At 37.3% G+C, this 14,798-nt stretch carries 17 protein-coding genes; 3 read left to right on the forward strand and 14 right to left on the reverse strand.

The annotated features are described in order from the left end of the window. Positions 1 to 22: 22 nt before the first annotated feature. From C406_RS0115750 to mntR, 6 genes are all read right to left on the reverse strand, one after another. Positions 23 to 499, reverse strand: a complete 477-nt coding sequence (locus C406_RS0115750; RefSeq protein WP_017381619.1) for a DUF4064 domain-containing protein — start codon at positions 497 to 499, stop codon at positions 23 to 25. 336 nt (positions 500 to 835) lie between these two features. Then, a complete protein-coding gene (locus tag C406_RS0115760) occupies positions 836 to 1,117 on the reverse strand; it encodes a GNAT family N-acetyltransferase (protein WP_017381621.1) in 282 nt (93 codons plus the stop codon). A 34-nt stretch (positions 1,118 to 1,151) separates the two neighbouring features. Then, positions 1,152 to 2,120, reverse strand: coding sequence for a ring-cleaving dioxygenase (locus C406_RS0115765; protein WP_017381622.1), 969 nt, complete (start codon positions 2,118 to 2,120; stop codon positions 1,152 to 1,154). A gap of 437 nt (positions 2,121 to 2,557) precedes the next feature. Continuing rightward, positions 2,558 to 3,469 (reverse strand): DUF1002 domain-containing protein, encoded by a 912-nt coding sequence (locus tag C406_RS0115770; protein WP_017381623.1) that lies wholly within the window; start codon positions 3,467 to 3,469, stop codon positions 2,558 to 2,560. Positions 3,470 to 3,619: 150 nt separating this feature from the next. Further along, positions 3,620 to 4,486, reverse strand: coding sequence for a CvfB family protein (locus C406_RS0115775; protein WP_017381624.1), 867 nt, complete (start codon positions 4,484 to 4,486; stop codon positions 3,620 to 3,622). 35 nt (positions 4,487 to 4,521) lie between these two features. Beyond that, complete coding sequence (gene mntR, locus C406_RS0115780; protein ID WP_017381625.1) at positions 4,522 to 4,932, reverse strand: transcriptional regulator MntR; 411 nt, start codon at positions 4,930 to 4,932, stop codon at positions 4,522 to 4,524. A gap of 174 nt (positions 4,933 to 5,106) precedes the next feature. Between mntR and C406_RS20565 the strand changes: the two genes are divergently transcribed. Next, positions 5,107 to 5,262: a lmo0937 family membrane protein gene (locus C406_RS20565; protein ID WP_017381626.1), complete on the forward strand. Its 156-nt coding sequence runs from the start codon at positions 5,107 to 5,109 to the stop codon at positions 5,260 to 5,262. A 43-nt stretch (positions 5,263 to 5,305) separates the two neighbouring features. Here C406_RS20565 and C406_RS0115790 read toward each other — a convergent pair whose 3' ends face one another. From C406_RS0115790 to C406_RS0115800, 3 genes are read right to left on the reverse strand one after another with little or no spacing between them, the layout of a single operon-like run. Further along, a complete protein-coding gene (locus C406_RS0115790; protein WP_017381627.1) occupies positions 5,306 to 6,424 on the reverse strand; it encodes a GNAT family N-acetyltransferase in 1,119 nt (372 codons plus the stop codon). 19 nt (positions 6,425 to 6,443) lie between these two features. Next, a complete protein-coding gene (locus tag C406_RS0115795) occupies positions 6,444 to 8,552 on the reverse strand; it encodes a heavy metal translocating P-type ATPase (RefSeq protein ID WP_017381628.1) in 2,109 nt (702 codons plus the stop codon). Beyond that, on the reverse strand, positions 8,539 to 8,904 hold the full coding sequence (locus C406_RS0115800) for an ArsR/SmtB family transcription factor (RefSeq protein WP_017381629.1): 366 nt from the start codon (positions 8,902 to 8,904) through the stop codon (positions 8,539 to 8,541). The genes C406_RS0115795 and C406_RS0115800 overlap by 14 nt, the downstream gene beginning before the upstream one ends. A gap of 289 nt (positions 8,905 to 9,193) precedes the next feature. Between C406_RS0115800 and C406_RS0115805 the strand changes: the two genes are divergently transcribed. Together C406_RS0115805 and C406_RS0115810 are read left to right on the forward strand one after the other, a co-directional pair. Further along, a complete protein-coding gene (locus tag C406_RS0115805; protein ID WP_017381630.1) occupies positions 9,194 to 9,613 on the forward strand; it encodes a universal stress protein in 420 nt (139 codons plus the stop codon). A 60-nt stretch (positions 9,614 to 9,673) separates the two neighbouring features. Then, positions 9,674 to 10,657: a P1 family peptidase gene (locus C406_RS0115810; RefSeq protein WP_017381631.1), complete on the forward strand. Its 984-nt coding sequence runs from the start codon at positions 9,674 to 9,676 to the stop codon at positions 10,655 to 10,657. Positions 10,658 to 10,786: 129 nt separating this feature from the next. Here the strand turns inward: C406_RS0115810 and C406_RS0115815 are convergent, their stop codons facing one another. From C406_RS0115815 to C406_RS0115835, 5 genes are all read right to left on the reverse strand, one after another. Continuing rightward, positions 10,787 to 11,128, reverse strand: coding sequence for a fluoride efflux transporter FluC (locus C406_RS0115815; RefSeq protein WP_017381632.1), 342 nt, complete (start codon positions 11,126 to 11,128; stop codon positions 10,787 to 10,789). Next, positions 11,125 to 11,472: a fluoride efflux transporter FluC gene (locus C406_RS0115820; protein WP_017381633.1), complete on the reverse strand. Its 348-nt coding sequence runs from the start codon at positions 11,470 to 11,472 to the stop codon at positions 11,125 to 11,127. Before C406_RS0115820 ends, C406_RS0115815 begins: the two co-directional genes overlap by 4 nt. 174 nt (positions 11,473 to 11,646) lie before the next feature. Continuing rightward, positions 11,647 to 13,119, reverse strand: coding sequence for a potassium/proton antiporter (locus C406_RS0115825; RefSeq protein WP_017381634.1), 1,473 nt, complete (start codon positions 13,117 to 13,119; stop codon positions 11,647 to 11,649). A 102-nt stretch (positions 13,120 to 13,221) separates the two neighbouring features. Continuing rightward, entirely contained in the window at positions 13,222 to 14,136 is a 915-nt protein-coding gene (gene murB, locus C406_RS0115830) for a UDP-N-acetylmuramate dehydrogenase (RefSeq protein WP_017381635.1), read from the reverse strand. A gap of 75 nt (positions 14,137 to 14,211) precedes the next feature. Further along, entirely contained in the window at positions 14,212 to 14,520 is a 309-nt protein-coding gene (locus C406_RS0115835; RefSeq protein ID WP_017381636.1) for a winged helix-turn-helix transcriptional regulator, read from the reverse strand. Positions 14,521 to 14,798 lie beyond the last annotated feature (278 nt).

Here is a 14,798-nt window from a genome sequence, read left to right on the forward strand (position 1 = left end):
TTAAGTGTTAACCGGCGTTTTATTATAGTGGTCTCATCGCTTGATTATCATTGTTGTAGAAGGGATCATCTTCACGACGATCAGGTGTTTTGCGCACGAAACACATGATTGCAGCGATATAAAATAGTATTGGAGCTAATAAAATAATTCCCGATAGCATACCCGAGAAGATAAATAAGATTCCTGCTACCTTAGGACTCTTAGATACTTTTACTACGCCAATAATACTTAAAATTACACTAATTAACAATGTCACGACTAATATCCAACCTACAACTCCTACTACATCTATCACAACATCCATAGTATCATTCATTATTGTGATGTCTTCAGTAGTCATTGTTGGATCTGTCATTTCCATTTCTTGTTCAAAGAACTGTTTTAGTTCAACCTTATCTGCTGTCGATGCTCCCCAAACAGCTAGTGTGACGAAAACTAAGAAGATTGCATTTAAAATTATACCTATAATTCCTAAAGCCTTTTCACCTGTTCTACTCAATTCCTTCACCTCACCTTTTAATCTACTAGTTTAGTACGAATCATTCACCTAAATGGTTTCATATTTTTAACATTCCCCTCATAAACTATGAGTAAACTTGTTTTAAAAAAGTTTAAAAAAAGATGCTACGGGTATTAAATGAGTAATAGCAAATTAATAGGGAGTGGATGAAACGATGGAAAAGAAAGAAATAATATTTAGTCAATCAGATTTTATGTATACTATTTTAGGCGCTTCAGTTCTAACGGGAATTTTAGTTGTCTTTACTCAAATTTAAGGATTAAAAATAGAACATAAAAGGCAAACCACTAATTCAATTAGTGGTTTGCCTTTTACTTATGCTTTAAGATCTTCATATTCATCAGATTGATTAAATGCAGTTACTACATACGAACAAACTGCTTCCATTTTATAGCCTTTTTCACGAGCAAATTCAGCTGTGTGATCAAGTAACTTCTTGGCATTCCCTTGACCTCGAAGAGTTGGAGATATAAATGTATGATCCATAACCATTACATCACCCATCAATGTCCATGTAATTTCCCCTAAATTTTGACCATCTTTTCCATACACAAATGCATACGCATCATGACCTAATTCTTTATACTGAAACTCCATAAACTTCCACTCCTTTTTGTTAGTGTAGCATAATTCAATCTTTAAACGTTAACGGACGGAGAGAAGCTTCAATTTGTTCGCGGCGGGATTCTAAAAATGGCGGCAAAGCAAGTGTTTCTCCTAATGTATCCACGGATTCATCTGTCGCAAATCCTGGTTCATCCGTTGCTAGTTCAAACAAGATTCCATTTGGTTCCCGGAAATAAATCGATTTAAAGTAATAGCGATCGATTTTACCTGAAGTCATAAATCCTTTTGATCGTAATAATTCTTCCCATTTATCATAGTCCTCAAACGTTTTCACTCTGAATGCTACGTGATGAACGCTACCACGACCTGGACGTTCAAAAGCTAAATCAGGTCGTTCTTCAATATGCACTTCAGATGCTGGACCGCCTTCACCTATAGAATATACAGTGATGTCAGGCATTGCTGTCATAAGGGAAGGATATGAACCGACTTTTTTGAAGCCCAATACTTCAGTAAGAACTAGTTGCGTTTGTTCTGCTTTACGCACGGTTAACGTGACATGACCTAAACCAACCACTGTAAATTCTTCTGGTACACTAGATTTTGTCCAAGGTATACCATATGGAACACCTTTACCGTCATCAACTTCTAGCATAAGACGAGATCCTTCAAAGTCTTCAAAATACATCGTTTTTCTACCGAAACGTTCAATCACATCTTCAAATTGAACTTGATCTTGTGTAAAGCGTTCTTTCCAATAAGTTAAAGCAGCTTCACTCTTTACACGAAAAGCTGTATTACTGATACTTGATGCTCCGGCTACTGTCTTCGCAGCATGTGGGATATCAAAATATGTCATATCCGTTCCTGGTGTACCTACTGCGTCTGCATAAAATAAGTGATACGATGATGTATTATCTTGGTTTACACTTTTTTTTACGAGTCGCATACCTAATATACGGGTAAAAAAATCGAAGTTTTTTTCCGCGTTTGCTGTAATGGCGGATACATGATGAATCCCCGCTAATTCCATTAAGATTCCTCCTACAAATAAATATCTCGAATTCGAGATTTTTTAAAATTTTATCATGTGTCTATATAATGTGCAATTCATGCGATTTTATTTACATTACATCTGACAGAAAATGCAGTATCGCTCGATACTAAAACCTAATCTTTTTGATGATGAGAAGCACGTTATGGTATGGCAAACACTTAATAAAGTAAAAGTTGCCGAAATTGAATCTTCGGCAGCCTGTTTTCTATATGGAAAGTGTCTATTCTCTCATAGACCAAAATTAATGTATGCACGTTAAAGTTTTGGTCTAGCGAAGGATACACAACCAACGCAATATTGCCTGTAGGAAAAAGAGAAGTGCAAAGTGACAAAAGTCACCTCGCACTTCTCTTTCATTCTCTAGCTTTTAGTTCTGCTTTAAAAGCAATCCGTAACCTCCATGAGAGGAAATTTTAGTTAAACATAGAACGTATTGAATCAATCAAATTGTTAAAGAAGTTTTTAACACTTTGCCAAAAACCTTCATTATCAACAATATTACCGATTTTATCTTCAATCGTTTTACTTAAATCATTTAATTGGTCCGACCACTTACTAAAATCAATGTCCAGTTTACGAATGCGATCCATTAAATCAATTAATAATTGACGATCTTCTGGGCTTAACTCAATTTGTAGCTTGGTTAGTTGATCTTGTACAATTTTTTCAACGTCTTCTTTAGTTGCTGGGTTTAGTTCTGCAATATCTTTTTTAATCTCTGTTAAAAGTTCACTTACTTTCGCTTCGTCAATTCCGGACTTGTTCGCTAGAATAGTTGCCACTGAAAGTTCTTCATTTGCTACATCTGTGCGTTCCTTGTCTAGTGTTTCTCCGCTAACTTCATATGCTTTATAAATCCCTACTAAAGCAGAATGACCTGTTACTTTTTTAGGCGCCGCTACTTCAACTATAGCATCTTCAATTCCAGCTGTTAACATTGCATTTTCGTACATTTCAGCTGTTACTTGTGTGATGTTATCTTCAGTTACAATGTCGATTACTAACCCTTTACCGGCATCTTGACGCGTAATTTTAGCAGATGAGAACATGCGAGCAGATGAATCTCCATCTTTAATGTAATTCACTAAATCTTCGCCTGTCACTGAAATTTCTTCTACTTCAGATTCATTTGTTACATCTAGGCTATCTTTAACACTTTGTTTTTCTGTTTCTGTTAAATCTGCTCCATATACCACAATCGGTAATCCGAATTTTTCATTTATCCCGTCATCAGACGATGAGCCAGTGCTTGCTAGAGCTACTGAAGGCATAAGCAATGAAGCTACTAGTAAAATTGAAGCAAAACGTACAATATTCTTTTTCATAGAAAGTTCTCCTCTCAAAACAACTTTTCTTTCATTTTGGGCAAGCAAATTTTTTCAGAAAAATGCTAGCCTCTTGATAATACGAAGAAAAGGTACAAAAAGTTTCGGTGAGCCTTTAATCTCCCCAATCTTCTTGTACCAGTTTTAAAGCTAAATGTCAGACTTGACTAAAGTCCAACCATCTTTTTGTTCGATTTTTCTATCTTTCATTAATTTACCTAAAGCACGTTTAAATGAGGCTTTACTCAATTTAAACATCTCGAAAATTTCGTCTGGAGATGATTTGTCTGTAAATGGCATTTTACCGCCTACATCTTGTAAATAGCGGTATAAAGTTTCTGCATCGTCCATTAATCTTTCTTGTTTACGCGGTAACATCGAGCCATTTAATGACCCATCTTCTTTTATGCCAATTACCCGAACTTCGACTTCTTCACCTAAACGAGGCTCAGCCATTTGTTCTGTGTGGTGAACAAATATTCTGTACCCTTCAGGTACGGTAATTAAAAATGATCCAACTGGCAGTAAACGATATGCTCGAGCTTTTAAGTTTTCATTGGACACTGTTGTAGGAGCTTCAATAAACGACTCTATAACTTTTTCTTCTGTTATTAAACGACCATATAAATCGCCTAGATAATCTGTTCTTAAAGTCATATATAGATGATCACCAGTAGTTGGCCAAAGTTGGGTAATTACTGGCAAATCAAAACTTTTCACAAGAACTTCACGTGAGCTACCGATATCTACATATGAACCTACACGCTCTTCAGTTTTAATGACTCTTGCCCAACCATACACACCTTTTGTAATTTGTGGTATTGAGGAAGTTGCACTTAAATTGCCTCGACGGTCTTTAAATAAAAACACTTTAATTGTATCGCCTATCTGAACTTCTTCTGGTGCTTCAGACTCGTTAATTGATACTTCAATTTCTCCGTTGGATAATATCCATTTAGAAGATTCTTGAGACTTTACTTGCAAGTCAACAATTTCTCCCGATAATAATTCACTCAAACTGGACACTCCTTTCGCATTTTCATTCATCTTTTTTACTGCTCTTTGAGTTTTTCTAATTTAATAAGAAAATCAGGATCCTCTTCCATCACTTGAATTAAGTCACCAATTCGCTCAATGGAATTCCAACTTAAGTGATGCTCAATTCCTTCTACATCTTTATATATCTTGTCTTCCTGCACGCCAATTAAACGTAGAAATTGTTCCAACAAATCATGACGATGAACTAAACGCTTCCCTAATTTCAAACCTTTTGATGTTAACATTAGTCCTCGGTAACGCTCATATATCAAGTATCCGTCTTTGTCTAGTTTTTGAACCATTTTCGTTACAGAAGAAGGAAGTACTGATAGAGATTCAGCGATATCCGAAACACGTGCATATCCTTTTTGTTCAATTAAAATATATATTTGTTCGATATGATCTTCCATACTAGGTGTCGGCATTCACTCTGTCCTCTCTTCCCATAGCTTATATAAGTGTACTATAGTCGCTTACTGTTCTCAAATGTATGGGAATGACTTGCTCTATTTTATTGAATTTTTATCTAACTAGTTTATCTTAAATATTATGGGGTAACTTATTATTAGCAACGCTTTAAGCAGAGAGGATGAATTTATATGGGTAGAATTTTATGGATGATTATCGTTGTATTAATCGTTATTTGGGTACTCGGACTTGTACTTAAAATTGGCGGAGGTTTAATTCACTTAATATTATTGATTGCAGGTATAGTATTAATCGTACAATTAATATCAGGTAAACGAAAACTGTAACATAAAATGAAAAGGGATGTCCGCAATGTGGACATCCCTTTTATTATTTTATTTTCGCGTAAATGCACGTATCACGAACATATTTTCCGTCTGAGGAAAGCGAATCTTGTTTTAGTATTCCTTCTAATGTGAATTTTAATCTTTCAGCCACCGCTCGACTTCTTACATTGTCTGTCTCACAACGGATCTCTACTCTTCTCACACCAAGTTCTTCAAATGCAAACTCAGTTAAACGCTCGGCCGCTTCAGTCATATAGCCTTTTCCTTCAAAACGACTGTCTAACCAGTAGCCAATTTCAACTTTTGGAATATCCCAATTAATACGATGAAAGCCACTTGACCCAATAAACTCACCCGTTTCTTTTAAAAACAAATGAAGTCGTAGATCTTTTCTTGTTATGAAATCCGCGGCTGCTTGTCTTAAGTTTTCAGTCGTACCTTCGATTTCCTCATTTTTTTGAGCCCATGGCATCCAAGGTTTTAATGCTTTATGCGAAATTTTAATACTTTCCCAAACGACTGGAGCATCTTCAACTTTTGGTGCACGAATTAATAACCGCTCAGATTCAAATGAATCTGGGAATGTGCGCATTGAGATATGAACTTTTGATTGTGCTTGTTCCGTCCCTTGTTGATCCTCCCACAAGACAGGCGTTGTTGTGCCTTCTATGAAATCTTCTCTTGTAATACCATACGTGATGGCATCGTAATAAGAACTTTCTTTTGGTGAAAACCAAGCTTTACGCAAATGTCCTTCTTTTACAAATCCCGCTCGCTCAAATGTTTTTCGCATCGCAAAGTTATCTTGACGTGTATGACCTTCTACACGAATTTTCTTTTCAGCTAGATTAAATACATACTCAGCTACTTTTTTAAGTGCAGCTGGACCATAACCATGGCCACGGTGACTTTCTGCGATACGTAAGTCAAAGACAGGGATTTCATCTTGTAAATCAAACACTTTAACAATTCCTACTTTTTGTTGTTCTTCGTTTTCTACCCAGAAGGTTTTGACTTCGTCTGATTCGTAGCCGCCTTCTTCAATTGCTTTTTCGATAATTTCCCTCGCAGGATTCGAATTACCATGATATGGCCATGTGTTTGTAGTCATAAAATGTATTAATTGTTCTTGTTCTTCCATTGTCCACTCTGTTAATCGCATACTTTCCCCCCGAACTGCGTTATTTTTGAATGCGCAGTAACCTCATTGAGTTTAAAACAACAAGTAACGTTGCACCCATATCTGCAAATATTGCAATCCAAAGAGTTAACCATCCAGGAATGATCAGCAGTAACGCTATTATTTTTAATCCTAAAGCAAACATAATGTTTTCTTTAATAATACGCAATGCTTTTCGACTTAATTGAATGGTGTAAGGAAGTTTTTCTAAATCATCAGCCATTAAAGCAACATCTGCCGTTTCAAGTGCCGCATCAGTTCCAGCTCCACCCATTGCGATACCAACCGTCGCGGCAGCAAGTGCTGGAGCGTCATTCATGCCATCTCCAACCATAGCCACACGCCCGAATTCACTACGTAATTCTTTTACCGCATGTAGTTTTTCATTTGGCATTAATCCTGCTCTGACGTCCGTCAAATTCAGCATTTGAGCTATCGCGGCAGCTGTTATTGGATGATCTCCTGTTAACATAACCATATGCTTAATCCCAAGTTCTCGCAATTTCTTTATAATGGTTGGACTGGTTTCTCTTATCGCATCCGCTACGGCTAAATGACCAGCATATTGATGATTGAAAAGAACGACCATCACCGATTTCCCTTGTTGTTGAAGCATTTCTACGTCTGCCTTTACATCAACTGTAATTGTCGTAGATTCTTCTGCCCATTTCAAACTACCAATAGCGACTTCTACTCCATCAACTGTGGCATTCACACCTTTACCAGTAACTGAGTGAAAATTTTCAACTGGTGAGTGCTCTATATTTTGAACTGACGCATATGTCACGATCGCTCGTGCTATTGGGTGACCTGAATACGCCTCGACTGACGCCACTTTTTGAATGACTTCCGTTTGTGTAAACGAAGCTTCAGTAGATAAATTAGTTACTTCTGGAAAACCTTTTGTTAAGGTGCCTGTTTTATCAAAAGCAATGGCTTGCAAGCGACCCATTTCTTCTAAATGAATGCCTCCTTTGATCAAGACACCTTGTTTAGCCCCATTTCCAATTGCTGTAACGATTGCTACCGGAGTTGAAACAACGAGCGCACAAGGACAACCTACTACTAACACAGCAAGACCTTGATATATCCAAACTTGCCAATCGCCTGTATATAAAGGAGGGATAACTGCAACAAGTAACGCAATTAAAATAATAATTGGTGTGTAATACTTGGCAAATTGATCAACAAATTTTTGAGATGGTGCTTTTTCACCCTGCGCTTCTTCTACTAAATGAATGATTTTCGCAATAGTTGTATCTTCGACTCGTTTCGTTACACGAACTTCGAGAGCCCCTTCTTCGTTTAAAGTTCCTGCAAACACTTCGTCTCCACTTGCTTTTGCTACAGGCATTGATTCCCCTGTAATGGGCGCTTGATTAATGAAAGAATGACCAGACAATACTTCCCCGTCCATCGCAATTTTTTGTCCTGGTTTTACAACAAGCGTATCGCCAATCATTATATCTTCCGTTGCTAGCTCGAGTATTTCACCATTTCTACGAATGATCGCTTGTGCGGGGGCAATATCCATAAGTTGACGAATTGATTGCCTTGCTTTGGTCATTGAGTAAGCCTCAAGTGCTTCACTCACTGCGAATAAAAATACCACCACAGCACCTTCACGCCATTCCCCAATAATGGCAGCACCAATGATGGCAATGGTCATGAGCGTTTTCATGTCAAAATAGAAGCGAGACAAGTTTTTTAACCCACTCCAAAACATTTCATAGCCACCAATAGCCATGGATAAAGCAAAAAAGGCAATTGCATATGAGTCTGCTACAGTCGTTTGAAATGAAATACTTAAACCTACCACTAATAAAATTAAGGATAGAAACGTCAAGATATTTTCTTTTCGTTTATAAAAGGGGTTGTATTCAATTGTTCGCTTAGAATTTATTGGAATAACTTTAATGCCATCAAATGCTCCTGCTTTTTCTAAATCTTTAACAGTTACAGGCCCTATCACACGTAATTTTGATGCACCAAAATTAACGTTGACTTCGGTAACTTCTTGCAGGGATTGAATATTCTTCTCAAACTTCATAGCGCAATTCGCACATGTTAAGTTTTCTAATCGAAACTCCTGGTTCTCAAGTGCTTTCATGTTCTTCCCCTTCTTTCGCGTGTTCAAAAGCGATCTTCACAAGCTGACCGACGTGATGATCGGCAAGTCGGTAATATACGAGTTTGCCTCTTTTTTCAGACTTAGCTAAAGCGATATCTTTTAAATAGCGTAAATGATGAGAAGCTGTTGCGGTTGAAGATTGTATAATCGCTGCTACATCGCACACACATAATTCATTTTGAAGTGTTAATGCATATGAAATTTTCAATCTTGTATCATCTGCTAAAGCCTTAAAAATTAAGGTCATGCCCTTTAAATCTGGCAAGTTTTGTTGAACGTATTTTACATCTTCTTCATGAACGCATACTACTTCGCATACTCCTGTTTTCATCATTTCACTCCTCATTCAAACGTCCATTTGATTATTGATTTCAGTATATGCTCGATAAGTTTCAATAGCAAGGACATTCATGTCTCTATTTACATGTGAAGAAGTAAGACATCATCTCTATTGTCAGCTTCTGTGCCTTTATTATTTTAATATTTCAGATGAAAAAAGGACTTTCAGTAGACATTAGAGAATATATAAATTATATAAGCCATTTCTTTTGCTTCATTTGGAAAACTTTCAATAGAAAAATTGAATGGCGTAAAAAGATTACTTTCTAAGGGTGGTATATATGTATAAACAAATTTTAGTCGCTGTGGATGGTTCTGTACATTCAAAAAGAGCAGCTTCTCACGCTGTTTTTTTAGCTAACTCAACTGAGGGTTCACATGTAACCCTACTTTATGTATTAGATTACGATAAGGCGCGAACTAATAACATTCATAACATGAGTAGTGAGGATTTACATATTGATCGCAAAAACAAAATCATGCCCATCAAAGAATTGTTCACATCCAAAGGTATCTCAACTGAAATTAAATTACTGCATGGTGAAGCAGGACCGGTAATTGTAGAACACGCGAACCAAGAAAATTATGACGTTGTTGTGATTGGTAGTCGAGGTCTCAACACACTGCAAGAAATGGTGCTTGGTAGCGTCAGTCATAAAGTGGCCAAACGTGTAAACTCACCCGTATTATTAATAAAATAATTAAATGTAGACTGATCATTTAATTGGTCAGTCTTTGTTTTATCTCAGGAGCTGATGAAATTGAATAAAGGTACATTAAATTTAATTACAGATGTACCAGGTGTACAAGTAGGACATGTTACTTTAGATCAATGCATAAATAATCAAGACTCAATTTGCACAGGGGTTACAGCCATTTTGCCGCATGAAGGGAACCCCTTTCTGCAGAAAGTTCATGCTGCAAGTTTTGTGTTAAATGGCTTTGGGAAAACAGTTGGACTTATTCAACTTGAAGAATTGGGTTTGATGGAATCACCCATCATGCTCACAAATACATTTAGTGTTGGAGCTGTTTTAGAAGGAACCCTTTTATATATGTTGGAGCAGAATCCAACAATTGGTGACTCCACTAGTTCACTTAATCTTGTTGTTGGAGAGTGCAACGACAGTTATTTAAATTCAATGCGCCTTTTAGCCGTTCGACCTGAACATGCCGTTGAAGCATTACAAGCAGCAGCTCCAGGAAGCTTTCAACAAGGAGCTGTTGGTGCTGGTAAAGGCATGATTTGTTACGGAGTTAAAGGGGGTATTGGCAGTTCATCTCGAATTGCTGAACATGGAGATAATGCGTTTACCTTGGGTGTGCTTGTGTTGACGAACTTCGGTAGAGCCGGAGAATGTCAAATCTCCAATTGGGAGCAAGATAAAATAGATAAGCCAGATGGATCTGTCATCATCATCGTCGCAACTGATGCCCCTATCGATTCGCGTCAATTGAAAAGACTAGCAAGACGGGCGGCTATAGGACTCGGTCGAACCGGTACACACATACATAACGGCAGTGGGGATATCGTCATCGCTTTCTCAAATGCTAATACTGTTGCTCATGAATCTGACCATCCATTTGAAACACAGTCATTTTTACGAGATGATCACCCGTTAATGAATGAGTTATTCCAAGGTACTATTGAAGCAACGGAAGAAGCAGTTTATCAGTCTATTCGTCTCTCACAAACAACAACTGGTCGTTTAGGCCGTGTGATTGAAAAGGGCGTATTTGTATAGAAAAAGGATCCCCACTTCGTCAATAAATTTGACATAGTGGGGATCCTTTTTGATTGAATAGTATATCGAGCAATTTACACATTGCTTTTGATTTTCTACTAGACAAAGCCGATATTCACCTTACAGTAATCAAACGAGAGATCCTAACCACCATCCAATACTTACGAAAGCAAAACCGCCAAGGAGGATGAACAATGCATAGCTAATTGCTTTTCGTTGCTTTCCTTTGATCCAATTCTCCACGAATTGAACAGCAAACGTTGAAAACGTTGTGAATGCACCTAAAAATCCAACTATCCAAAACATACTTAACCAGCTCGTTTCCATGGCTATGGGGAGTGAGAAACCCATTAAAAATGAACCCAACCAATTGATTACTACTATCCCTCTTGTTCCTTTAATTTTCAGCGAAATAATATAGCGAAATACTGCGCCTAAGCAACCGCCAATTGCAACTGCCAGGAGAGTCATTTTAAATATCCTCCTAACTTAAAACCAAGAGCTGCTGCAACAAAACAAAATATTGTCATACCTAACCCATAGACAAACGCTAAAATGATATTTTCTTGCATCAATTGAAGCCATTCAGCGGAAAATGTTGCAAAGGTGGTAAATGAGCCTAGGACTCCTGTTGTCCACAATAGCGACGCCGGTTTACCTGATACAGCAGCACGTCCTGTTAACCACCCTAAAATGAAACTTCCTACACCATTCTCAATCCATAAAACAAATACATTTGGCGTGGTTACCATGACGCTGTAGCGTAATAGTGCGCCGATCATTCCACCTGTGCCCACTAATAAAATGTTTTTCAATTTAACACACCCTAGTAATTACTCTGATGATGATAATGTTAACGCATGGCCATCTAAAATGTCACGATTGATTATCACAACGCGAATTTTAGATATCGTCTCACCAATGCGAGATATGCGAATAAGCACAAAAAGCTAGTAGACACCGACAACTCATTGTCATGCCTACTAGCTTTATTTCAATAATTCTTCGGATAATACTAATTTCACATTGGCTACTTGTTCTTTTGCGGTAAGAATATATAAAATATCTTTCTTTTGAAGCTTTGTTCCACCTGTAGGCATGACTAAATTACCTTTTCGAATAATAGCACTAATAAGCGTTTTTTCTGGCAGTCCAATTGTTTGGACGAGTTGTCCAGCAAACGGTGAAAATTCGGAAACTTCAAATTCCAACATTTCTGCATTGGCATGATCCATTGATACAAGTTCCAACGTATGAATACGTTTGGGAACAGGTGGTCCATTCACTTTAAGTAATTTAGCGAAAAACGGAATGGTGGCCCCTTGCAGTAAAGCTGAACTTAAGACGATAAAGAATACGATATTGAAATACAATGTACTATTGTCAATACCCGCTAACATCGGAAAGGTTGCAAGCACGATTGGAACAGCTCCACGTAATCCAGCCCATGAAATAAATAATTTCTCATTCCTGCTATAAGGAAAGAAAATGGTGGAGGCAAATACTGCAATTGGTCTTGCTATCACAATTAGGACGAATGATAGTACTAGCCCTTTCCAAATGATATCCCAATTCAACAAATCACTTGGGTACACCAGCAGTCCTAAGATCACAAACATTGTAATTTGCAACAACCAGGCAAATCCTTCATGAAACCTAAAAATTGAGTGACTATGTGTTAATTCTCGGTTCCCTATAATCATGGCAGCAATATACACGGCTAGTAATCCGCTCCCACCTAATACGGCAGTTAGACTATAGATGAAAATGGCAAAGCCAGCTGATAGCACAGCGTAAAGTCCACTCGCATCTAACTTAATTTTATTCATTGTTTTAGATGCGATATACCCTAGACCAAAACCGAACAACACCCCAAGTCCCATTTGCATAAAGAACTGGCCTACGAATGACCATGCGGAAATTTCCGGCATCAATATCCATTCAATAAATATAATGGTTAAAAACATCGCCATCGGATCATTCGTTCCAGATTCAGCTTCTAATGTTGATGTTAGTTTTTGTTTAATATTTTGACCAGATAATACTGAAAAAACAGCTGCTGCATCTGTCGAACCAACAATAGAACCAAGGAGAAATGCTTCTAACCATCCAATATCCAAGACTATGTATGCTGCTAACGCAACGATAGCTGTTGTTATTACCACCCCAAGTGTCGCAAGGACAATTGAACCCCCTAGGACTGGACGTGCATGCTTCCACTGTGTTTGTAGTCCACCTTCAAATAAAATGATGATAAGGGCAAATACACCCACCATTTGGGCAACTTTTTCATTAGAAAAATATATTAGTCCAGAAATATCACTGCCTAAAATCATTCCTAAAAATATAAACAAAATAAGTGAAGGTACACCGGCTCTAGCAGAAATTTTCGTCATCAATACTCCACACAAAAGAAAAATACCCATTAATAATACAACAACATCTGTTGAGAACTGTTCCATTGGTTCCTCCGGTCTTTACACTAGTTGTCTCTTTAGTTTAATAGTAATTGCCATTACATGCATGTAAAAAGCCTCAAACCCTAAAAGGATTTGAGGCTTTTTTTATTCGTTTTCACCAACAATTTTCACTTCAAGATCCAAGTTGACTCCGAATTTCTCTAGAACTTTATTGCGAACCATTTCAATCGTTTGAATATAGTCTGTAGCAGTTGCGTTATTTTTATTTACAATGAAACCAGCATGTTTCGTTGAAACTTCCGCACCTCCAAACCCCTTACCTTGCAATTCACACTCTTGAATTAACTTACCTGCAAAGTAACCAGGAGGTCGTTTAAATACACTACCTGCAGAGGGATATTCTAAAGGTTGCTTCGATTCACGTAAGTCCGTTAAATCTGCTACCTTAGAATCAATTGCCAATTGATTACCTAGTGCTAAATCAAATTCTGCGGACAATACATAATATCCTTTTTTTGTAATTATACTCATACGGTAGTCTAACTCAAGATCTTCTTTATACAAAACAAGTTTTACACCTTCTTGCGTCAAGACAGTCGTTCTGAAAATAATATCTTTAATCTCACCACCGTATGCTCCAGCATTCATCGCCATCGCACCACCAATAGAACCTGGGATACCGCAAGCAAATTCAAGGCCCGTTAAAGTTTCTTTCACTGCTTCTTTTGATGCATCAATTATGTCGGCACCACTTTGGGCATACACACGAGTCCCATTAATCTCAATTCGATTTAATTTAGACAAGTTCAAGACGATTCCGCGCACACCACCATCTCTGACCACCATATTAGAACCATTACCAAGTAACAACAATGGAATTTGTTTACGATGAGCATATGCCACAACAAAAATGGTTTCTTCTTCTGTCGACGGGGCTACAAACAAATCTGCCCGACCACCCATTTTCGTCATTGTGTGCAAGTTAAGAGGTTCATCTATTTTAACTGATTCGTGTGAAATTTTTTCTGTGATATCGTCAAACCAACGATGTTTATTCATGAAAAGCCAAATCCTTTCGCTTAACTCTTTTCATTACATAGTATGCGTATTGACGACCTATTTGACAAGTGATTTTCAAGATAACCATACTTTTGACCATTGTTCTATGTTAGCAATTGCATCTTTTAGCCCTTTTCCTTTTTCAGTTAATGAATATTCAACTTTCACAGGAACTTCTGCAAAAACATGACGTTCTACTAATCCTTCTTTTTCTAGCTCTTTTAATCGTTCAGATAGGAGGCGTCCACTCACTGGCAAGGAAGATACAATTTCGTTGAATCGCTGGGGTCCTTCTAATAACTGATATAGGATTAGACCGGTCCATCTTTTCCCGATAAGTTCCATAGCTTTTGATAACCGTGGGCAAACTGTTGTTTCTTTCATAATTCTCACCTCTATTACTTTTAATTATAACTTACTTGAAAATCCATGTAAAACACATAGTAATTTAATTACTATTTTAAAGTAAGTTACGTATTATAACTTACTTTAAAATAGTACAATTTATGAAACATTTTTATTTTGAAATGGTTGTACCATATATGACGTTGGTGAAATAAAATACCCTTCTCGTTAAAACAGAAGAGAGGGATGGAATTTCACTAATGTCATCTTTTTATAAATATCTATGAAACTAATAAAAAGCCTGATACACGCTGATT

Source organism: Paenisporosarcina sp. TG-14 (genome assembly GCF_000297555.1).
GTDB classification, from domain to species: Bacteria; Bacillota; Bacilli; order Bacillales_A; family Planococcaceae; genus Paenisporosarcina; species Paenisporosarcina antarctica.